The sequence below is a fragment of the Micromonospora sp. NPDC047644 genome (genome assembly GCF_040704315.1).
Lineage (GTDB): Bacteria > Actinomycetota > Actinomycetes > Mycobacteriales > Micromonosporaceae > Micromonospora.
This window is the reverse complement of sequence record NZ_JBEYSY010000022.1, coordinates 25,440-45,977: the sequence shown is the minus strand read 5'-3', so window position 1 is coordinate 45,977 and position 20,538 is coordinate 25,440. Positions and strand designations below refer to the sequence as shown.

The following is a 20,538-nucleotide window of genomic DNA, read 5'->3' as shown; positions in this document are numbered from 1 at the left end:
TGACCAGAAGAATGACCCGGGATCATCCGTTCGGACGAGCGCTCAGGGGTGTCACGGCAAGATCCGTCGCCTTCTGCAACCACGCCGCTCCGTGCGGTCCCACCAGGCCCACCCAACGACCGGCCACCCGCACCTGAACGGCGTCCCCGCCCTCGCCGGCAGCCGAGCCCCGGGCGGCACCGAGGAAGCCCATCCGGACCACCCCCTGCACCAGCCGCTGCGGCACCTCGACCGGCTCGTCGGGCGCCCCGTCGGGGGTGATCAACACCGCCACGTGGTCGAGCAACGCGTCACGCAGGGCCCGCTGGCCCACGGCACGGCCGGCCACGCCCTGCTCGCTCGCCGTCCGCAGGGTGCCCGCCGCCGCGTCGGCGATCCGTCGCAGGTCGGCGGCGGGCAGCGTCTCCACCTGGCGGCTCCGCGCCGGCGGCAGCGGCCACCGCCACTGAGCGTCCCGGCGGGTCGGCAGGGTCGCGCCGCTCCGCTCCAGCTCGGCCAGCAGCTCCGAAGCGGCCACAGTGACGTCCTCCGCGACGCCGTCAGCCGGCCCACCGGCAACGGTGCGGACCACCAGGACCTGCCACGGCAGCCGGGCCCACAGGGCGATCCGGCCCGGTGCGCCGGCCGGCCGCAGCCGGACCGGTGCGACCGGATCCAACCGGACCAGCCGGGCCAGGAAGGCGCCCGCGTCCGCCACCTGATCGACACCGTGGGTGGGCGCCGCCGTCCGGCCCGGCTCGGCGGTGCCCGGCCGGGTCACGCCACCCCGCCCTGCGGCGCGTACGTGAGCAGGAAGTCCCGTTCCTCAGTGGTGATCCGCCGGGGCACCTGACGGGTCAGGTCGAACGGCACCAGCACCGACCGGGCCCGGCTGGCCAGCACCTCACCGTCGTACAGCTCGTAGGCGACGGTGAACCGGGAGGCCCGGATCTCCTCCACCCACAGCTCGATCCGCACTGTGGGGGCGGCCTCCGCGGTGGCCCGGCCGAGCGCGTAGTCGACCGGGCGCAGGTAGTCGACCTCGTGCCGGCGGATCACCACACCGTCGGCGAACGAGCCGACGCCCCAGGCCCGGCCGCCGGCGAACATCAACGCCACCCGCGCCTCCTCGTACAGGGTGAGGAAGCGCGAGTTGTTGACGTGGCCGTACGCGTCCAGGTCGGACCAGCGCAGGGTGCAGTGGTAGACGAAGCGGTCAGACACCTTCTCGGCCGGTCAGTCGCGGGTCAGCTTGCGGTAGGTCACCCGGTGCGGCCGGGCAGCCTCCGCGCCGAGGCGGTCGATCTTGTTCTTCTCGTACGCCTCGAAGTTGCCCTCGAACCAGAACCACTTGGACGGGTCCTGGTCGTCGCCCTCCCAGGCCAGGATGTGCGTGGCGACGCGGTCCAGGAACATCCGGTCGTGGGAGATGACCACGGCGCAGCCGGGGAACTCCAGCAGGGCGTTCTCCAGGCTGGACAGCGTCTCCACGTCCAGGTCGTTCGTCGGCTCGTCGAGCAGGATGACGTTGCCGCCGATCTTCAGGGTCAGCGCCAGGTTGAGCCGGTTGCGCTCGCCGCCGGAGAGCACCTTGGTCGGCTTCTGCTGGTCCGGGCCCTTGAAGCCGAACGCGGCGATGTACGCCCGCGACGGCATCTCGACCTTGCCCACCATCAGGTAGTCCAGCCCGTCGGAGACGACCTCCCAGACGGTCTTGTCGCCGTTGAGGCCCTCACGGTTCTGGTCGACGTACGACAGCGAGACGGTGGGGCCGACCCGGACCTCGCCGGCGGTCGGCTCCTCCAGCCCGACGATGGTCTTGAACAGCGTGGTCTTGCCGACGCCGTTGGGGCCGATGATGCCGACGATGCCGTTGCGCGGCAGCGAGAACGACAGGTTGTTGATCAGCAGCCGGTCCCCGAAGCCCTTGCTGAGGTTGTTCGCCTCGATCACCGTGCTGCCCAGGCGCGGGCCCGGCGGGATCTGGATCTCCTCGAAGTCCAGCTTGCGGGTCTTCTCCGCCTCGGTGGCCATCTCGTCGTACCGGTCGAGGCGGGCCTTGGACTTGGTCTGGCGGGCCTTGGCGTTGGAGCGGACCCACTCCAGCTCCTCGGTGAGGCGCTTCTTCATCTTGGCGTCGCGGCGACCCTCGACGGCCAGCCGGGCGGCCTTCTTCTCCAGGTAGGTGGAGTAGTTGCCCTCGTACGGGTACGTCCGGCCACGGTCCAGTTCGAGGATCCAGTTGGCCACGTTGTCGAGGAAGTACCGGTCGTGGGTGATCGCCATGACCGTGCCGGCGTACTTCGCCAGGTGCTGCTCCAGCCAGGAGACGCTCTCCGCGTCCAGGTGGTTGGTGGGCTCGTCGAGCAGCAGCAGGTCGGGCGCCTCCAGCAGCAGCTTGCAGAGGGCCACCCGGCGACGCTCACCACCGGAGAGCTGGGTCACGTCGGCGTCCGGCGGCGGGCAGCGCAGCGCGTCCATCGCCAGTTCGAGCTTGGAGTCGACGTCCCAGGCGTCGAGGTGGTCGAGCTCCTCCTGGAGCTTGCCCATCTCCTCCATCAGCTCGTCGGAGTAGTCGGTGGCCATCTGCTCGGCGATCTTGTTGAACCGCTCCAGCTTGGCCTTGGTCTCGGCGACCGCCTCCTCGACGTTGCCGAGCACGGTCTTGGCCTCGTTGAGCGGGGGCTCCTGGGCGAGCATGCCGACGGTGTAGCCGGGCATGAGCCGGGCCTCGCCGTTGCTCGGCTTGTCCAGCCCTGCCATGATCTTGAGAAGGCTGGACTTACCGGCGCCGTTCGGACCGAGCACACCGATCTTGGCTCCCGGCAGGAAGCTCAACGTGACGTTGTCGAGCACGACCTTGTCGCCGTGCGCCTTGCGCGCCTTTTCCAGGACGTAGATGTACTGGGCCACGGTGCGGGCTACCTCCGTCGGTTGCTGTCGCTGATCGGCGGCGCGGCGCGGGCTGCGAGGACCGCCCGCCGCCGCCGGCCGGGAGCCGGCCGCGCGCACGCCATCGTCAATCCTGACAGGTACGGCGCGCTTCGCCCACATCACCCCGCCCCAGGAGTACGTCGGCGAGCCTCCTTGCCGCAGCCGGTATGATTCACTACCGTCTTGAGTATGACCAAGAAGATCGCCATCAGCATCCCGGACGACGTCGCAGAACGGCTGGCCATCGAGCCCAACGTGTCCGCCTTCGTGACGGAGAGCATCCGCGAACGAATGGTCGGCGAACGAACCCGGCAGACCCTGGAGCAGATCGGGTTCAAGATCACCGATGAGGGCCTTGCGGAGGCCGGGCGCAAGTTGGATCAGGCTCGCCAGGCGATAACTCCTGAGTTGCGCGCCAAGGCCGCCGCCCTGCTCAATGAGGCATCGCGAGGACGGATGCAAGCCCGTGACTGACGCGGGACTCGTGCTCGACACAACCGCATTGCTGGCCTATTCCGACGGAGTGCCGGCTGTCGGCATCCAGATCGCCAAGGTCGCCTACCGCCGGGAGTCGGTGATCATTCCGGCCATGTGCCTAACGGCCGCGTATCGCCAGGTGTCCAACGACGGCTGGCCGCTGCTGGACATCGTCGCCGACCTGGAAGCTGTACTCGTCACGCCGGTCGATCACACCATGTGCCCCATCCTGGGCGGTTGGTCCCGCCTCCTGGGCAGCTTCGATCTCGCCCAGGTCGCGATCGAAGCGGCAGCCCGAGCGGTCGTACCGATCATGACGGATCGGCGGGAACTGCTCGGCGAGGTGCTGCCCAAGGAGTGGCCGATCATCGACCTCTGACCAGCGCGGTTGTCGACAAGATCACCTTTAGGGTTCGGCCACACCGACGCGGGTAGGAGACTCCGGCACTAGGCACAAGACGCCGCAGCTACGCTCAGTACGCTCATCGCGGTGGACCCGTCAGTACCCGGAGGTGGCCGATCGTGACCGTCCGTAGCTCCTTTGTCGTAGTGGCGAACCGTCTGCCGGTCGACGAGGTGAGCACACCCGAGGGCCGGCAGTGGCGACGCAGTCCGGGCGGGCTGGTCACCGCGCTGCACCCCGTACTCGCCGAGCACAAGGGCACGTGGGTCGGCTGGGCCGGTGGCACCGGTGCGGCCCCCGAGCCGTTCGACCTGGAGGGGATCCGGCTGCACCCGGTCCCGCTCAGCGCCGAGGAGTTGGAGCGCTACTACGAGGGCCAGTCCAACGCGACGATCTGGCCGCTCTACCACGACGCGGTGGAGACACCCGCCTACAAGCGCCGGTGGCGGGAGGCGTACCGCCTGGTCAACGCCCGATTCGCGGAGGCCGCAGCCGATGTGGCGGCCGAGGGCGCGACGGTCTGGGTGCAGGACTACCAGCTCCAACTGGTGCCGGCGATGCTCCGTGAGCTCCGCCCGGACCTGCGGATCGGGTTCTTCCTGCACATCCCGTTCCCGCCGATCGAGCTGTTCATGCAGATGCCGTTCCGCACCGAGATCCTGCGCGGTCTGCTCGGCGCCGACCTGGTCGGTTTCCAGCAGCGGCTGGCCGCGCAGAACTTCGTCCGGCTGGCCCGGCACCTGCTCGGGCTGCGCTATGAGGGGCAGATGATCCAGGTCGACGGTCGGCAGGTGAAGGCGGGCGCCTTCCCCATCTCGATCGACACCCAGGAGATGGAGCGGATGGCCGCCGATCCGGCGATCCAGGCCCGGGCCAAGCAGATTCGCGCCGAGCTGGGCGACCCGAAGACGATCATCCTGGGCGTGGACCGGCTGGATTACACCAAGGGCATCGAGTTGCGGCTCAAGGCCTTCCGGGAACTGCTGGCTGACGGAAAGTTGACAGTCCCCGACGCGGTCATGGTTCAGGTCGCCACACCCAGCCGCGAGCGCGTGGAGCACTACCAGGCACTACGGGTGAAGGTGGAGCGCGAGGTCGGTCGGATCAACGGCGAGTTCGGCAGGGTCGGCGTGCCGGCGGTCCATTATCTCCATCAGTCGTACAGTCGCAGTGAGCTGGCAGCGATGTACGTTGCTGCCGACGTGATGATGGTGACCCCGCTGCGAGACGGAATGAACCTCGTGGCGAAGGAATACGTAGCATCACGTGCCGACCAGGGTGGCGCGCTCGTACTCAGTGAGTTCGCCGGTGCCGCCACCGAGCTTCGCCAGGCATTTTTGTGTAACCCGCACGACCCGGACGCGGTCAAGGACGCCCTGCTCCGGGCAGTGCACGTGGAGAAAACCGAGGCGCGCCGCCGGATGCGGACAATGCAACGTCACCTGCGTACCCACGACGTGGGCCACTGGGCCAAGTCTTTCCTCTCGGAACTCGGAGTTCCCGAGGCGGAGGCCGAGTGAACACGTCCGTCAACGATGGGGCGGCAGTCGCCACCGGGGTCATGGACCCTGAGTTGCGCTCCGCCATCGGCCGGATAGCCCGGGTCCCCCAACTCCTTGTCGCCTGCGACTACGACGGCACACTGGCGCCGATCGTGGAGGACCCGAGCACGGCCGTTCCACTACCCGAGTCGGTGGCCGCGGTCCGCGCGCTCGCCGCGCTGCCGCAGACCACGGTGGCGGTGGTCTCCGGTCGGGCGCTGCGCGACCTGGCCGCCCTCTCGCGGCTGCCCAGCGAGGTGCACCTCGTCGGCAGCCACGGCTCCGAATTCGACATCGGCTTCGTCGAGCGGCTCTCCCCCGAGCTGGTCGCCGTGCGGACCCAGGTCCGCAACGCCCTGCGTGAGATCGCCGCCCAGCACCCGGGCATCCGGCTGGAACGCAAACCGGCCAGCGTCGCGATGCACACCCGTGGGGTCGACCCACAGATCGCCGCCGCCGCCATCGAGGCGGTCCGCAGCGGTCCGGCCACCTTCGACGGCGTCACGGTGACCCAGGGCAAGGAGGTCATCGAACTCTCCGTGGTGGCCACCCACAAGGGCACCGCGCTCGACCAGTTGCGGACCCAGCTCGCCTCCAGCGCGGTGCTGTTCATCGGCGACGACATCACCGACGAGAACGGGTTCGGCCACCTGCACGGTCCCGACCTCGGCATCAAGATCGGTCCCGGCGACACCCAGGCCAGCTACCGGGTGGCCGACCCGCTGGAGGCCGCCCGCGCGCTGGCCCTGCTGCTGGAGACCCGGCGGCACTGGCTGTTCGGTGAGCGGGCGGTGCCGATCGAACGGCACTCCATGCTGGCCAACGGTCGTACCGTCGCTCTGCTCACCCCCGAGGCCAAGGTGAGCTGGCTCTGCCACCCCAAGCCGGATTCGGCGGCGATCTTCGCCGACCTGGTGGGTGGCAGCCCGGCCGGTCACTTCAGCGTCGCCCCGGAACGCGGGGGCATCCCGCTGGGCCAGCGCTACCGCTCCGGCACGATGACGGTGGAGACCCGGTGGTCCGGGCTCACGGTCACCGACTGGCTGGACAAGCCGGCCCGGGAGACCACCCCCGGCGACAGCCCGGCGATCCTCACCGGCGACTCGACCCTGGTCCGGGTGCTGACCGGCAGCGGCAAGGCCACCGTCGAGTTCGCGCCCAGGCCGGAGTTCGGCCAGGTGGCCGTCCAGTTGCAGCCGCTCGGCGACGGCCTGCTGGTGCTCGGCTCGAACGAACCGGTCGCTCTCTACGCCCCCGGCGTGCAGTGGGAGGTCAGCAACGACGGAGGGTACGAGACCGCCAAGGCGACCGTCGACCTCTCCGCCGCCGGTGGGCAGGTGGTGCTGGAGCTGCGTTTCGGCACACACAGCCTGGAGCACCACCGGGTGCCGATCCACGAGCGGCAGGCCGCGGCCGAGCAGCCGTGGAAGGACTGGGTGGCCTCGCTGCGGTTGCCGTCCACCTCCCGCGAACTGGTCGCGCGCAGCGCCCTCACCCTGCGCGGGCTCTGCCACGAGGCCACCGGCTCGATCCTCGCCGCGGCCACCACCTCGCTCCCCGAGGAGCTGGGCGGCGTCCGCAACTGGGACTACCGCTACTGCTGGCTGCGCGACGCGGCGCTGACCGCCCGCTCGCTCGTCGACCTGGGCTCCATCGAGGAGGCCGAGGCGTTCCTGCGCTGGGTGGACGGCTGCATCGAGCGCACCGGCGGCCACCCGGAGCGGCTGCACCCGCTCTACACGATCGACGGCTACGAGCTGGGCGCCGAGGCGGTCATCGACACGCTGCCCGGGTACGCCGGCTCCCGGCCGGTCCGGGTCGGCAACCTCGCCAACCACCAGTTGCAGCTGGACGTCTTCGGCCCGATCGCCGACCTGATCGCGGCCGTCGCCGACGCTCGCGGTTCGGTCCGCGACGACGAGTGGCGGGTCCTGGAGAACATGGTCGAGGCGGTCCGCCGCCGCTGGCACGAGCCCGACCACGGCATCTGGGAAGCCCGGCTGCCACCCCGGCACCACGTCTTCTCCAAGGTGATGTGCTGGATGACGGTCGACCGCGCGCTGCACGTGATGCGCGAGCACGGCGGCGAGGACCGAGCCGAGTGGAAGGACCTGCGCGACCGGATCGGCGCCAACGTGCTGGAGCACGGCTGGCACTCCGACGTCGAGGCGTACAGCGTGGCGTACGGGGACGAGGACATGGACGCCTCGTCGCTCTGGATCGGGCTCTCCGGCCTGCTCCCGGGCGACGACCCGCGCTTCCTGTCCACCGTCCTGCGGATCGAGGCGGACCTGCGCAGCGGCCCGGTCGTCTACCGCTACCACTGGGACGACGGCCTGCCCGGCCGTGAGGGTGGCTTCCACATCTGCACGGCGTGGCTGATCGAGGCGTACCTGCGCACCGGCCGCCGCACCGACGCCGAGGAGCTGTTCGCACAGATGGTGCTGACCGCCGGCCCGACCGGGCTGCTCCCCGAGCAGTACGACCCGCTCGCCGAGCGCGGCCTGGGCAACCACCCGCAGGCGTACAGCCACCTCGGTCTGATCCGCTGCGCCCTGCTGCTGGACAACATGCTCAAGCAGTAGTCGACGCAGAGACCACGACGGGCCGGAGCAGCGCTGCTCCGGCCCGTCGTCTGTCCCAACTCCCAGCCCCCGGCCCTCGGCTTCGGCTGCCGGCTGCCGGCTTCCGGCGAGATCTTGGACAGTTTCCGTCAGCGCGTGACGGAAACTGTCCAAGATCTCGAACCGCTGCGGATGCACCGGCTCCCTCAACCGTCGAGGGTGTTGACCACGTCGCCCACGACGACGACGGCGGGTGGCCGTACCTCGGCCGTGAGCACGTCGGCGGCCACCGCGTCGAGCGTCGACCGCAGCACCCGCTGGGTGCCCGTCGTGGCTTCCTGAACGACGGCGGCTGGCGTCTGCGGCGACCGACCGTGGGCGATCAGAGCGGCCGTGATGGCGGCGAGGTTCTTCAGCCCCATCAGGATCACCAGGGTGCCGTGCAGACCAGCGAGGGCGTCCCAGCGCACCAGCGAGGCGGGGGCCTCGGGTGCCAGGTGTCCGGAGACCACGGTGAACTCGTGCGCCACCCCCCGATGGGTGACCGGGATTCCGGCCGCGGCCGGGGCGGCGATCGAGCTGGTCACCCCGGGCACCACTGTCACCGGGACACCGGCGGCGGCGCAGGCCAACAACTCCTCGCCGCCGCGCCCGAAGACGTACGGGTCGCCGCCCTTGAGCCGCACCACGAACGCGCCGGCCAGCGCGCGGTCGACCAGGATCTGGTTGATCTCCTCCTGGGCCCGGGACGGGCCGTAGGGGATCTTCGAGGCGTCCACCAGTTCGACATCCGGGCGCAGCTCGTCCAGGAGCAGTCCGGGCACCAGCCGGTCGGCGACCACCACGTCGGCCTCGGTGAGCAGCCGCCAGCCCTTCACGGTGATCAGCTCCGGGTCCCCCGGCCCCGCCCCGACCAGCGCCACCCGCCCGACCTCCCGCAAGCCGCCCGCACCGGCCGCACCGGCACCGAGCCCGCCAGACGGCGCGGCGGCGGCACCGACCTGACCGGGCGGCGCAGCAACGGCACCGACCTGACCGGGCGGCGCAGCGACGGCACCGGCCTGACCAGACGGCGCAGCAACGGCACCGACCTGACCGGGCGGCGCAGCGACGGCACCGGCCTGACCAGACGGCGCAGCGACGGCGGGCGCCAGGCGGACCGCGAGAAGGTCGCGGACGGCGTCGCGGACGGTCATCGCCCGGTGCGGGTCGCCGCCGCCGAGCACCGCCACGGTGACCGGGCCGTGCCGGGTGACGGCCGGGGTCCAGGCGGTGGCGGCCGTCCGGTCGTCGGCCCGGACGCAGAAGATCCGCCGCTCGGCGGCGACGGCGCTCACCGATGCCGCCGCCATCGGGTCGTCGACCGCGACCTGGACCAGCCAGGCACCGTCCAGGTCCTCGGGCTCGAACCGGCGCGGCACCCAGTGCAGCCGACCCGCGTCGGCCCGGGCGCGCAGCGCCGGAGTCAGCTCCGGGGCCACCAGCAGGACGTCCGCGCCGGCATCCAGCAACGCGGGTACGCGCCGGGTGGCGACCGCGCCGCCGCCCACCACGACCACCCGCCGCCCGTGCAGCCGCAAACCCAGGGGGTACGGATTGGAGGTCACACCGCACCACCGAGGCGGACGGCTCGTTCGCGGTACGTGCTCACTTCTCGGCCACCCCCGCCGAGTCGAAGGTGGCCACCTCGTGCAGCACCCGGACCGCGCCGGTGACCACGGGCAACGCCAGCAGCGCGCCGGTGCCCTCACCGAGGCGCAGCCCCAGATCGATCAGCGGATCGAGGCCGAGGTGGCGCAACGCGACAGTGGCACCGGGCTCGGCCGAGCGGTGGCCGGCGACCATGGCGCAGACCGCGTCCGGGGCGAACGCGGCGGCGGCGAGCGCGGCCGAGACCGCGATCACACCGTCCAGCAGCACCGGTGTGCGGCGCGCCGCAGCCCTCAGGATCAGCCCGGCCAGGGCGGCGTGCTCCAGACCACCGACGGCGGCCAGTACGCCCAGCGGGTCGGCCGGGTCGGGGGTGTGGCGGGCCAGGGCGGCCCGCACCACAGCCACCTTGCGCGCGTACGTCGGGTCGTCGACCCCGGTGCCCCGACCGGTGGTGTCGAGTGGGTCGGCGCCGGTGAACGCGGCGATCAGCACGGCGGCCGGGGTGGTGTTGCCGATGCCCATGTCCCCGGTGAGCAGGATGCCGGCACCGGCGTCGATCAGCTCGTCGGCGATCCGGATGCCGGTCCGCACCGCCGCCAGCGCCTCGTCCCGGGTCATCGCGGCCGTCACCGTGAGGTCGCCGGTGCCCCGGCGGACGGACGAGACAACCAGCCGGGGCACGGCCGGATCGAGCACGACCGGGTCGACAGCCAGGCCGCTGACCGGGTCGAGCACCGCCGAGTCGAGCACGGCCGGGTCGAGCGCGGCCGGGTCGGTGGGCAGCGGGGTGGCCACGCCGACGTCGACCACGGTGACCGAGGCGCCGGCCTGCCGGGCGAACGCGTTGACCACCGCTCCACCGGCCAGGAAGTTGCCGATCATCTGCGCGGTGACCTCCTGCGGCCAGGGGCTGACCCCCTGGGCGTGCACCCCGTGGTCCCCCGCGAAGATCGCCACCGCGGCCGGTTCGGGCAGCGGTGGTGGGCAGACTCCGGCCAGGCCGGCGAGGCGTACCGAAAGCTCCTCCAGCGCGCCCAGCGATCCCGCCGGCTTGGTCAGCCGGCCGTGCAGCTCCCGGGCGGCGGCCATTGCCGCTTCGTCCGCCGGGCGGATCGCCGCGATAGTGGTCTCCAGCATCATGCCTCCATGGTCTCGCGCAGCACGTCGATGAACGCGTCGGTGGTGTTTCGGTCACGTACGGCCACCCGCAGCCAGTCCGGGCCGAGGCCGGGGAACGTGTCGCCTCGGCGTACCGCCCAGCCGCGCTCGCGAAGGGCGGCCCGGACCGCTGTCGCGCCCGGCAGGCGCAGCAGGACGAACGCGCTGGCGGGACGGCCGACGACGCGTACACCGGGCAGTTCGGCGAGGCGCGCGACCAGGTGCTCGCGGTCGGCGGCGAGGTCGGCGGCGATCGCGCGTTCGGCCTGGACCGCGACGGTGCCGGCGCAGGCCGACGCGGCCGCCAACGCGGGTGTGCTGACGGCCCAGAGCGGTTGGACGGCGGCCAGCCGGGACAGCAGCTCCGGCGCGCCGAGCAGGTAGCCGATCCGCAGCCCGGCCAGGCCCCACGTCTTGGTGAGGCTGCGCACCACGAGCAGCCCGGGGAGGTCGCGGCGTTCGGCCAGCGACTCCGGTTCGCCGGGGTGCCCTGCGGCGATGGTGGTGTCGGCGAACGCCTCGTCGACCACCAGCACCCGGCCGGGGCGGGCCAGCGCGGCCACCGCCTGGGCGGGGTGCAGCACCGAGGTCGGGTTCGTCGGGTTGCCGATCATCACGAGGTCGGCGTCGGCGGGCACCCGGGACGGGTCGAGCCGGAAGTCGTCGGCGGCGTCGAGCAGCACCCGCTCGACCGGGTGACCGGCGGCCCGCAGCGCCGCCTCCGGCTCGGTGAACTGGGGGTGCACCACCACGGGGCGGCGCACGCCGCGCAGCGCCTGGGCGATCAGTACGAACCCCTCGGCGGCGCCGGCGGTGAGCAGCACCTCGTTCGGGTGACGGCGGTGTCGAGCGGCGACCGCCGCCCGGGCCGGCGCCGGGTCCGGATAGCGGGCCAGATCGGTCAGGGTCGCGGCGATCGGATCGGCCAGCCAGGCGGGCGGCCGCGCCCGACGGACGTTGACGGCGAGGTCGATCAGGCCGGCGGTAGCCTCCGCGTCACCGTGGTGGGCGAGGTCCGGCTCGACCCCGGCGGGTGGGACGACCGCGCTCGGCTGATCAGACATGTCCGCGATCCTGCCGGGAAGGCGGCCGGTGGGACAGCCGATCTCGGCGTAAGCCGCGTCACCACTCGCCGGTTTAAGAGTTCTTCTCATGTACGAATCGGAAATGTCATAACTTGACCAGGTGAGCAACCGACCCCTTGCTGCCGCTGGTCGTCTCGTCCCTCTCCTCCGCGCCGGGCTGATCGCCGGAATCGTGATCGCCGCCGTCGCGTACCCGGTCGTCGCCCTCACCGGGCTCGGCGCGAAGGCCACCGCGCACGCCGTCGACCAGAAGACCCGGGTGCTGAAGACCGCCCTGCCCGCCGAGACCTCGTACGTCTACGGCCCGGACGGCAAGACCGTGCTGACGATGTTCTACGAGGAGTACCGGCAGTACACGAAGCTGTCGGACATGTCGCCGAACATCCAGCAGGCGATCATCGCCGCCGAGGACTCCCGCTTCTACCAGCACCACGGCGTCGACCCGAAGGGCGTGGCCCGGGCCTTCGTCTCCAACGCCCGCTCCGGAGGCTCCCAGGGCGCGTCGACACTGACCATGCAGTACGTCCGGATGGCGCTGCGGGACAGCGCGACCACGCCCAAGCAGGTCCAGGAAGCCACCCAGCAGACCAGCCTGCGCAAGGTCAAGGAGATGCGGATGGCGCTGGACCTGGAGAAGGAGATCAGCAAGGACGAGATCATGGAGCGCTACCTGAACTCGGCGTACTTCGGACACCGGGCGTACGGCATCTACGCCGCCAGCGAGATCTTCTTCTCCAAGACCCCGAAGGACCTCACCCCGGTCGAGGCCGCCACCCTCGCCGGACTGGTCAAGTCACCCTCGGAGTACGACCCGGCCGACTCCGACCAGAAGGAGGCCACCGGGCGGCGCAACTACGTGCTGGACCGGATGAGCCAACTCGGCTACCTCTCTCCCGACTCGGCCGCCGCCGCCAAGTCCGAACCGATCCGGCTCAAGCTGACCACTCCACCGCACGACTGCGCCGCGGTGGCGGAGAAGTACAACAGTTGGGGCTTCGCCTGCGACTACCTGAAGAACTGGTGGAGCGCCCAGCCCGCGTTCGGGGCGAACCGGCTGGAACGGATGGACAACCTGCGCCGGGGCGGCTACCGCATCGTGCTCAGCCTCGACCCGAAGATCCAGGCGGCCGCGGAGAAGAACGTCGGCGCGAAGGAGGCCACCGGCAGCCCGTTCGCCAACGGAATCGTGGTCTCCGAGCCGGGCACCGGGCGGGTGAAGGCCATGGCGGTGAACCGGACGTACTCGCTGGACCTGGCCGAGAACCCGCTCAGCTCCAACCCGGAGGCCGGGCCGAAGGTGAAGGCCAACTACCCGAACACCGTGGCACCGCTGCTCGGCGGCGGTGATCTGGCCGGCTACCAGGCCGGATCGACCTTCAAGATGTTCCCGATGCTGGCCGCGCTCGACGCGGGGATGCCCCTGTCCACCTCGTTCAACGCCCCACACCGCTACCGCTCCGAGGTCTACGACGGCTGGGCCCCCTCCAACGCCAGCGGCGCCATGTCCGGTCAGCAGACCATGTGGTCCGGCTTCGGCAAGTCGGTGAACACGTACTTCGTCTGGCTGGAGGAGAAGGTCGGCGCGGACCGGGCGGTCCGGTTGGCCGAACAGCTCGGGCTGCGGTGGCGCACCGACGTCGACCGGGACCACGCGTCCCCGGACAAGGCGAAGAAGTGGGGCGCGTTCACCCTGGGCGTCTCCGACGCCACCCCGCTGGAGATGGCGAACGCGTACGCCGCCATCGCGGCCGACGGCCGCTACTGCGAGGCCATCCCCGTACAAGCGATCATGAACCGGGACGGCACGCCCGCCACGTACGCCACACCGGGCGGTCTGCACCGTGAGGTGGCCAAGCCGCGCTGCCGGCAGGTGGTGAGCGCGGACGCGGCACGGGCGGCCACCGACGCGGCCCGCTGCCCGACCGGCGACACCCCGGCGCGCGGCAGCTGCGGCGGCTGGTCCACCGCCGACAGCGTGCGGGGCACCGTCGGACGCCCGGTGGCCGGCAAGACCGGTACGACCGACAGCACCCGGTCGGCCTGGTTCGTGGGCTACACCCCGGAGTTGGCAGCGGCGAGCTTCATCTCCGACCCGGACAACCCGTTCAACGCGGTCGGTGACGGGCAGTCCCAGATCCCGATCAAGGCGGTGTCGGAGACCCTGCGCGACGGCTTGAAGGGCACCCCGACCCGTCAGTTCACGCCACCGTCGGACGCCATCGTCGGCTGACCGGCGCGCCAGTCAGCGCAGGCCGGCGGGCTCAGCGCGGGTCGGCAGGGCTCAGCGCGGGTCGACGTCGCGCAGCGCAGGCCGAGAACGCTCAGCGCAGGCAGGCAGGGCGCAGCGCAGGCCGAGGACGCTCAGCGCAGGTCGGCGGCGACGAAGGACCACAGCTCCAGATCCACCCGGCCGCCGCTGACGAACCCGGCGTTGCGCAGCAACCCCTCGTAGCTGAACCCGGCCTTCTCGGCGACCCGGCGCGAGGCCAGGTTGCCGGGAGCCACCCGCAGCTCGACCCGCTGGAAGCCGTGCTCCAGGATCAGCGCGATGGCCACCGCGTCGACCGCCTCGGCGGCGAAGCCGAAGCCCCGCGCGTGCGCCGCCATCGCGTAGGAGATCTCGGTGAGGCGGGCGCCCCAGTCGGTGCGCCGGGTCCACAGCGAGCCCACCACCTGGTCGTCCTCCCGTCGGAGCACCGCGTAGTGGTCGCCCTCTCCGCTGTCGCGCCGCTGCCGGGCCAGATCGGTGCACCAGGCCAGCCCGTCGATCGGGCCGGAGTCGTCGGGCAGCGGCAGCCAACGCCGGGTGAGCTTGTCGGCGAAGATCTCCCCGGCCGCCGCCGCGTCGGCCGCCGTGAGCTGCCGCACCTCGGTACGCGGGGTGGAGACGGTCAGCGCCGGGAATCGGCGCACCGCCACCTGACCGATCACACCGACACCTCGCCCGACTGCGCGGGCACCACCTCGCTCGTCGGATCGGCCGCCGCCGCGGCGACCAACCGGGCCGCCGTCGCCGGATGGCTCGCCCAGTGCAGCGTGAGCTGCGAGGCGTGCACGTTGCGCCAGACGAAGCCCTCGGGCGTGCCGCCGTCCCAACTCCAGGCCGGGCGCTGACCGGCGCGGGGGGTGAGCACCGCGCGGTGTGCCTTGTGCCCCACCAGCACCGTGCCGTTGGCGGCGACGACGCTGTCGGTCTGGGCGGTCGCCTCCCGGTAACCGGCCACCACCCCGTCGCGGCTGACGCCCACCGCGTCCAGGACACCGCACATCGGCAACCCGTCCAGCTCCCGGGCCAGCCAGAGCAGGCCGGCGCCCTCGGCGATCACCGGGCGCCCGGTCCGCGCCAACTCGGCCACCGCGATGCAGAGCCGCCGGTTGGCCGACAACTGCTCGGCGTACGCCTCGGGCAGCGCGCCGCCGACGACCAGCGCGCGGGTGCCGACCGGCAGCGCCTCGTCGCGCAGCGGGTCGACGACGACGACCTCGGCGCCGGCGGCCCGGAGCAACTCGGTGGTCTCCGGGTGGCTGAAACTGCCGCCGGGCCCACCGGCCACCGCCACCAGTGGGCGGTTCGCCGGCGGTGTGAAGGTGCCGAGGGCCTCCTCGGGAGACCAGGCCGGCGCCGGCAGCGGCGGGGCGGAGCGGGCCAGCCCGAGCAGCCGTTCCAGGTCGACGGTGGCGGCGACGGCCTCGCCCAGCCGGCGGACCGCACGACCGGCGTCGGCCGAGCCCTCGACCACCGGGGCCACCCCGTGCCGCCGTGACGGCAGCACCGCCGGAAGGTCCTGTCGACGCAGCGCGCCGTAGACCGGCACCCCCACGTCGTCCAACGCCTCACGCAGCATCCCCTCGTGCCGCGATGACGCCACCCGGTTGAGGATCACCCCGCCGAGCCACAACTGCTCGTCGTACGAGCGGAAACCGTGCACCAGGGCCGCCACCGACTGACCCATCGCGGCCACGTCGACGACGAGCACCACCGGGCTGCGCAGCGCGGCGGCCGCGGCAGCGGTGGACTCCTGCTCGGGACGGCCACCGACCGAGTCGTACAGGCCCATGCTGCCCTGCACCACGGCCAGCCCGGCACCGGCGGCACCGTGCGCCACCAGCGGGGCGAGCCGGTCGAGGCCGACCAGTCGGGGGTCGATCACCCGGCCCGGCCGGCCGGAGGCGAGACCGAGGTAGGCGGCGTCGACGTGGTCCGGCCCGAGCTTGAACCCGGCGACGTCGACCCCTCGCTCGGCCAGGGCGGCTAGCAGCCCGATCGCCAGCGCGTTCTTACCGTGCCCGGAGGACGGCGCGCTGAGCACCAGGCGCGGCACGACGGTCATCATCGACTCCTCGCGAGCGGCGGTGGGTACGCGACGGGACGACCGAGGCCGATCCGTCGGCGTGACGATACCCGCCCCGCCGCAGGCGCGAGCACCGCCAACCGGGGTGCCCGGCCCGGCCCTGGCCGGACCCCCGGCCGCCGGCCCCGGCCGCTCCGGCCCGGTCCAGGTCAGTGGCGCCGGTCATACGAGTAGCCTCGGTGCCGTGTACCGGTTCCTGCTGAGCCCACGCTGGCTGGGCGCTCTCGCGCTGACCCTGGTCGCGGCCGCCGTCATGGTGTTCCTCGGCAACTGGCAGCTCGACCGCTACCGGGGGCGCACCGAGGTCAACGAGCGGATCGACGCGGGCCAGCGGATGGCGCCGGTGCCGCTCACCGATGCGCTGCGCGCTCCCGCCGGCGGCGCGGGGACCGCCGGTCCGGCCCCCGCCGAGGACAAGGTCTGGACCCGGGTCACCGTCACCGGCCGGTACGACCCCACGAACACCGTGCTGGTCCGTGGCCGCACGGTGGACAGCCGGGTCGGTTTCGAGGTGCTCACCCCGCTGGTGCTCGCCGACGGCACGGCGGTGCTGGTGGACCGGGGGTGGATCCCGCCGGCGCCCGGTGGGGCGACCGCGCAGCCGTCGGTGCCGGCCGCGCCGACCGGCGACGTGACCGTGGTCGGCCGGGTGCACGAGACCGAGAGCGGTGCCGGCGCGGTGGCCCGACGCGACGGAGTGCTGGAGATCCGGCGGATCGGGGTGTCGCGGCTGGCCGGCGAGCTTCCCTACCCGGTCTACGGCGCGTACCTGCTGCTCGACGAGCAGACCCCGGCAGCCGATCCGGTGTTCAAGGCGGTGCCGGTGGGGCACGCCAACAACTGGCAGAACTTCGGCTACGTCGTGCAGTGGTGGCTGTTCGCGGTGATGGCGCTGTTCGGCTACGGCTGGGTGGCCCGTCGGGAGGCGCGCCGGGCCGCCGGAATCGGCACCGCCCCGGCTCCGCTGGACCGGGCCGCCGAGCCGACGCCGACCGCTTCCGCCTGACCTCGCCCGGTCAGCCGGTGACGCGCCCGGCGTGGATGGCGCGGACCGCCTCGATGGTGTCCGCCTCCGCGGCGGACTTGTCGTCGCGATAGCGCACCACCCGGGCGAACCGCAGCGCCATCCCGCCGGGATAGCGCGAGCTCGTCTGCACCCCGTCGAAGGCGATCTCCACCACCTGCTCGGGCCGGACCCGGACCACCCAGTCGCCGCGTTCCACGGCGAGGCCGAGGAACCGTTCGGTCTGCCACCGCAGCAGCTCGTCGGTGAGCCCCTTGAACGTCTTGCCGAGCATCACGAAGTCACCGGTGCGCGCGTCCCGCGCACCCAGATGCAGGTTGGACAGCCAGCCCTTGCGTCGGCCGCTGCCCCACTCGACGGCGAGCACCACCAGGTCGAGGGTGTGCCTCGGTTTCACCTTGACCCAGGCGGCACCGCGCCGGCCGGCGTCGTAGGGGGCGTCCGGCGCCTTGACCACGACGCCCTCCTGCCCGGCGTCGAGCGCGGCGGCGAACGCGGCACCGGCCTGCTCCGGGCCGTCGACCTCCATCCGGCCGACCAGCAGCGACGAGTCCACCGAACCGGCGAGGGCGGCCCACCGGTCCCGGCCGGGAAGGTCGATCAGATCCTCACCGTCGAGGTGCAGCAGGTCGAAGAAGTACGGGGTGAGCACTGTGGCGCCCGTGCTGGCGGCCGCCGCGAGCACCGCCGGAGCGACGGGTGCGCGCCCGGTGGTGCTGGGGGTGGCGCGTCGGGCGGCCCGACTCGACGTCTGCTGGAACGGCAGCGGGCGACCGGTCTCGTCCAGGCCGATCGCCTCACCGTCGAGGACCAACTCCCGGCCCGGCAGGGCACGGACCGCGGCGACCACCTCGGGCACCCGGGTGGTGATCTCGTCGAGGCTGCGGGTGAACACGGCGATGTCGGTGCCGGAGCGGTGCACCTGGATGCGGATGCCGTCGAGCTTGACGTCGACCACCGCGGGCGTGCCGGTCGCGGCGAGCGCCTCGTCGACCGAGGGGGCGCTCTGCGCGAGCATCGGCGCCAGCGGGCGGCCGACCTGTAGGCCGAAGCCGGCCAACTCGGCGGCCCCTCCGGCCAGCGCGGCCACCGCCACCGCCCGGAGATCACCGGCGAGCAGCAGCGCCCGGCGGACCGCCGCCACCGGCACCTCGGCGGCCCGGGCCACCGCGTCCGCGAGGAGGCCGGCCTGGGCGCCCTGCCGTAGCTCGCCGCTGAACAGGCCGGTGAGCAGCCGCTGCTCGTCGGCCGTCGCCGCCGCATAGAGGGCACCGAGCAGGTCCCGCCGACGAGCCTGTGAGCCTGAGCCGCGCACCGCGGCGATCTGCGCGATGGCCGCGTCCACGCCGGCCACCGTCAACGTCGGCTCGGCGGCCGGTGGCGGCAGGTCACGCAGACTCGCGTAGCCGACGCCGGTCTGCCGTTGGCGCAGCTCACCGGCGAGATAGCCGGCCCCGGGCTCGACCTCGGCAGGGTCGAGCCGACGCAGCGCGTCAGCGAGCAGCTCCACCTTGGCCCGGCGGCCGCTGGTGGCGCCGACGGCGGCGGAGGTGGCTGCCAGATCGAGAAACCGCACGCAGCTCATCCTGCCAGTCACCTCCGACACCGCCCGGGCATTGCCGTGCCCGGGCGGTGTCGGCAGGGTGCCGCCCACTCACTGGACGACGGATCAGGGCCTGGGCGTGTGTCAAAGTCCTCGGTCGAGCCGAGGGCTTTGACACACGCCCTAAGCGGAGACGGGTTCCTCGATGCGCAACCCCCGGGCGCGGACCTCGCCGGCGACCCGGGAGAGCACCGAGTCGAGGGCGACCAGTGCGGCGGAGAGCTCACCGAGCTGTTCGTTGAGCGTGTCCTCGGACCACGCGGAGACATCGACATCTCCCAGCGCGCTGACAGCGGCCCCCAACCGGGCCATCACCTCGTTCGTACTCATGTACGAAAGGCTATAACAGCTGACCATCCGACACGCCGTAAACTCCCAGATCAGGCCCAAAGTTGCCGTTCTGACGCCTAACTGCTCACCGCCGCCACGTTGCGCAGGAGCAGCGCCTCGGCCAGGCAGACCCGGGCGAACTCACCCAGGTGCAGACTCTCGTTCGGGCCGTGCGCGCGGGCGTGTGGGTCCTCCACGCCGGTCACCAGGATCGCCGCCTTCGGGAACATCTCCTGGAAGGTGGCGATGAACGGAATCGAACCGCCGACGCCGATGTCCACCGGGTCGGTGCCGTCCCAGGCGGTCCGGAAGGCCGAGCGGGCGGCGTCGAACATCGGCCCGGACGCGTCGATCACGCACGGGTCACCGTCGTGTTCGAAGGTGACGGTCACCTGCGCACCCCACGGCGCGTACCGCTCCAGGTGCGCGCGCACCGCCGCGTACGCCCGCTTGGGGTCGTCGCCCGGGGCGAGGCGGATGCTGAGCTTCGCCTTCGCGGCCGGGACCAGGGCGTTCGGCGCCTCGCCGGTGGACGGCGCGTCGACACCGAGAATGGCCAGCGCCGGCTTGGTCCAGAGTCGGTCGGTGATCCGCCCGGTGCCGATGAACTGCACGCCGTCGGCGAGCCCGGCCTCCGCCCGGACCCGGTCCTCCGGGTAGTCGACGGTCGCGCCCTCCCGGCCGACCAGGCCGTCCACGGCCACGTCACCGGCGTCGTCGTGCAGCGTCGCCAACAGCCGGACCAGCGCGGTGAGCGCGTCCGGCACGGCGCCACCGAACATGCCGCTGTGCACCGCGTGGTCCAGCGTGCGCACCTCGACGAAGCAGTTGACGATGCCCCGCAGCGAGGTGGTCAACGCCGGTACGCCGATGTCCCAGTTGCCGGAGTCGGCGATCACGATGACGTCCGAGGCGATCGCGTCGCGGTGCTCGGCCAGCAGTTGCTCCAGCGAGTCGGAGCCGTACTCCTCCTCGCCCTCGATGAAGAGGACCACGCCGACCGGCAGCGCGTCACCGTACGCGCGCAGCGCCGCCACGTGCGCCATGATGCCGGCCTTGTCGTCGGCCGCGCCCCGGGCGTAGAGCCGGCCGTCCCGTTCCACCGGCTCGAACGGGTCGGACTCCCACAGCGACCGGTCGCCGACCGGCTGGACGTCGTGGTGGGCGTAGAGCAGCACGGTGGGCGCGCCGGGCGGGGCGGCCCGACGGCCGATCACCGCCGGCTGGCCACCGGATCGCACGATGTCGACGTCCAGGCCACAGCCGCGCAGCAGTTCGGCGACCGCCTCGGCGGAGCGTTCCACGTGTGAGTGGTCGAAGCCCTCGAAGGCGATACCGGGGATGCGGACGAGGCGCTCCAGGTCGGCCCGGACGCCGGGCATCTCCCGCTCGACGGCGGCCCGCACCTCGGACTCGGTCATGATCGGTGAGGTCA

General features: G+C 72.3%; 17 protein-coding genes. 6 read left to right on the top strand and 11 right to left on the bottom strand.

Features of this window, described 5'->3' with window-relative positions; all coding sequences use genetic code 11:
- Positions 1-22: 22 nt before the first annotated feature.
- From AB0877_RS29005 to ettA, 3 genes are read right to left on the bottom strand one after another with little or no spacing between them, the layout of a single operon-like run.
- Positions 23-760, bottom strand: a complete 738-nt coding sequence (locus AB0877_RS29005; RefSeq protein WP_366612735.1) for a hypothetical protein — start codon at positions 758-760, stop codon at positions 23-25.
- Positions 757-1,203 (bottom strand): thioesterase family protein, encoded by a 447-nt coding sequence (locus AB0877_RS29000; RefSeq protein WP_112584127.1) that lies wholly within the window; start codon positions 1,201-1,203, stop codon positions 757-759. Before AB0877_RS29000 ends, AB0877_RS29005 begins: the two co-directional genes overlap by 4 nt.
- A gap of 12 nt (positions 1,204-1,215) precedes the next feature.
- A complete protein-coding gene (gene ettA, locus AB0877_RS28995) occupies positions 1,216-2,892 on the bottom strand; it encodes an energy-dependent translational throttle protein EttA (RefSeq protein WP_366612734.1) in 1,677 nt (558 codons plus the stop codon).
- A 210-nt stretch (positions 2,893-3,102) separates the two neighbouring features.
- Here ettA and AB0877_RS28990 point away from each other — a divergent pair, with 210 nt between their 5' ends.
- The 4 genes from AB0877_RS28990 to otsB all read left to right on the top strand — a co-directional run bounded on the left by AB0877_RS28990 (position 3,103) and on the right by otsB (position 7,919).
- A complete protein-coding gene (locus AB0877_RS28990) occupies positions 3,103-3,387 on the top strand; it encodes a hypothetical protein (protein ID WP_366612733.1) in 285 nt (94 codons plus the stop codon).
- Positions 3,380-3,769: a hypothetical protein gene (locus AB0877_RS28985; RefSeq protein ID WP_366612732.1), complete on the top strand. Its 390-nt coding sequence runs from the start codon at positions 3,380-3,382 to the stop codon at positions 3,767-3,769. The genes AB0877_RS28990 and AB0877_RS28985 overlap by 8 nt, the downstream gene beginning before the upstream one ends.
- Positions 3,770-3,912: 143 nt before the next feature.
- A complete protein-coding gene (locus AB0877_RS28980) occupies positions 3,913-5,313 on the top strand; it encodes a trehalose-6-phosphate synthase (RefSeq protein ID WP_030333449.1) in 1,401 nt (466 codons plus the stop codon).
- Positions 5,314-5,354: 41 nt separating this feature from the next.
- A complete protein-coding gene (otsB, locus tag AB0877_RS28975) occupies positions 5,355-7,919 on the top strand; it encodes a trehalose-phosphatase (RefSeq protein WP_366612781.1) in 2,565 nt (854 codons plus the stop codon).
- Between the two features lie 185 nt (positions 7,920-8,104).
- Here otsB and cobA read toward each other — a convergent pair whose 3' ends face one another.
- From cobA to cobC, 3 genes are read right to left on the bottom strand one after another with little or no spacing between them, the layout of a single operon-like run.
- Positions 8,105-9,505 carry a uroporphyrinogen-III C-methyltransferase gene (cobA, locus tag AB0877_RS28970; protein ID WP_366612731.1) on the bottom strand — a complete coding sequence of 467 codons (1,401 nt, stop codon included), beginning with the start codon at positions 9,503-9,505 and terminating at the stop codon, positions 8,105-8,107.
- Between the two features lie 40 nt (positions 9,506-9,545).
- Positions 9,546-10,688, bottom strand: a complete 1,143-nt coding sequence (locus AB0877_RS28965) for a nicotinate-nucleotide--dimethylbenzimidazole phosphoribosyltransferase (protein WP_366612730.1) — start codon at positions 10,686-10,688, stop codon at positions 9,546-9,548.
- Positions 10,688-11,773, bottom strand: a complete 1,086-nt coding sequence (gene cobC / locus AB0877_RS28960) for an Rv2231c family pyridoxal phosphate-dependent protein CobC (RefSeq protein ID WP_366612729.1) — start codon at positions 11,771-11,773, stop codon at positions 10,688-10,690. The genes AB0877_RS28965 and cobC overlap by 1 nt, the downstream gene beginning before the upstream one ends.
- 121 nt (positions 11,774-11,894) lie before the next feature.
- Between cobC and AB0877_RS28955 the strand changes: the two genes are divergently transcribed.
- Positions 11,895-14,024 (top strand): transglycosylase domain-containing protein, encoded by a 2,130-nt coding sequence (locus AB0877_RS28955; RefSeq protein WP_366612728.1) that lies wholly within the window; start codon positions 11,895-11,897, stop codon positions 14,022-14,024.
- A gap of 131 nt (positions 14,025-14,155) precedes the next feature.
- On the opposite strand, the gene AB0877_RS28950 is transcribed toward AB0877_RS28955, so the two are convergent.
- Positions 14,156-14,725, bottom strand: a complete 570-nt coding sequence (locus AB0877_RS28950; RefSeq protein ID WP_091405515.1) for a GNAT family protein — start codon at positions 14,723-14,725, stop codon at positions 14,156-14,158.
- Entirely contained in the window at positions 14,722-16,125 is a 1,404-nt protein-coding gene (locus AB0877_RS28945; RefSeq protein WP_366612727.1) for a cobyrinate a,c-diamide synthase, read from the bottom strand. The genes AB0877_RS28950 and AB0877_RS28945 overlap by 4 nt, the downstream gene beginning before the upstream one ends.
- A gap of 205 nt (positions 16,126-16,330) precedes the next feature.
- Here AB0877_RS28945 and AB0877_RS28940 point away from each other — a divergent pair, with 205 nt between their 5' ends.
- Positions 16,331-17,152 carry an SURF1 family protein gene (locus tag AB0877_RS28940; protein WP_366612726.1) on the top strand — a complete coding sequence of 274 codons (822 nt, stop codon included), beginning with the start codon at positions 16,331-16,333 and terminating at the stop codon, positions 17,150-17,152.
- Between the two features lie 10 nt (positions 17,153-17,162).
- Here the strand turns inward: AB0877_RS28940 and AB0877_RS28935 are convergent, their stop codons facing one another.
- The 3 genes from AB0877_RS28935 to AB0877_RS28925 form a co-directional block, all read right to left on the bottom strand.
- Entirely contained in the window at positions 17,163-18,755 is a 1,593-nt protein-coding gene (locus AB0877_RS28935; protein WP_366612725.1) for an ATP-dependent DNA ligase, read from the bottom strand.
- Positions 18,756-18,896: 141 nt separating this feature from the next.
- On the bottom strand, positions 18,897-19,103 hold the full coding sequence (locus AB0877_RS28930) for a hypothetical protein (RefSeq protein ID WP_030333429.1): 207 nt from the start codon (positions 19,101-19,103) through the stop codon (positions 18,897-18,899).
- Positions 19,104-19,180: 77 nt separating this feature from the next.
- A complete protein-coding gene (locus AB0877_RS28925; RefSeq protein WP_366612780.1) occupies positions 19,181-20,524 on the bottom strand; it encodes a dipeptidase in 1,344 nt (447 codons plus the stop codon).
- Positions 20,525-20,538 lie beyond the last annotated feature (14 nt).

Bases quoted from the DNA above. Each gene is read 5' to 3' on its own strand.
- AB0877_RS28990 (WP_366612733.1), top strand. From the start codon at position 3,103: ATGACCAAGAAGATCGCCATCAGCATCCCGGACGACGTCGCAGAACGG.
- otsB (WP_366612781.1), top strand. From the start codon at position 5,355: ATGGACCCTGAGTTGCGCTCCGCCATCGGCCGGATAGCCCGGGTCCCC.
- AB0877_RS28965 (WP_366612730.1), bottom strand. From the start codon at position 10,688: ATGCTGGAGACCACTATCGCGGCGATCCGCCCGGCGGACGAAGCGGCA.
- cobC (WP_366612729.1), bottom strand. From the start codon at position 11,773: ATGTCTGATCAGCCGAGCGCGGTCGTCCCACCCGCCGGGGTCGAGCCG.
- AB0877_RS28945 (WP_366612727.1), bottom strand. From the start codon at position 16,125: ATGACCGTCGTGCCGCGCCTGGTGCTCAGCGCGCCGTCCTCCGGGCAC.
- AB0877_RS28935 (WP_366612725.1), bottom strand. From the start codon at position 18,755: ATGAGCTGCGTGCGGTTTCTCGATCTGGCAGCCACCTCCGCCGCCGTC.
- AB0877_RS28930 (WP_030333429.1), bottom strand. From the start codon at position 19,103: ATGAGTACGAACGAGGTGATGGCCCGGTTGGGGGCCGCTGTCAGCGCG.
- AB0877_RS28925 (WP_366612780.1), bottom strand. From the start codon at position 20,524: ATGACCGAGTCCGAGGTGCGGGCCGCCGTCGAGCGGGAGATGCCCGGC.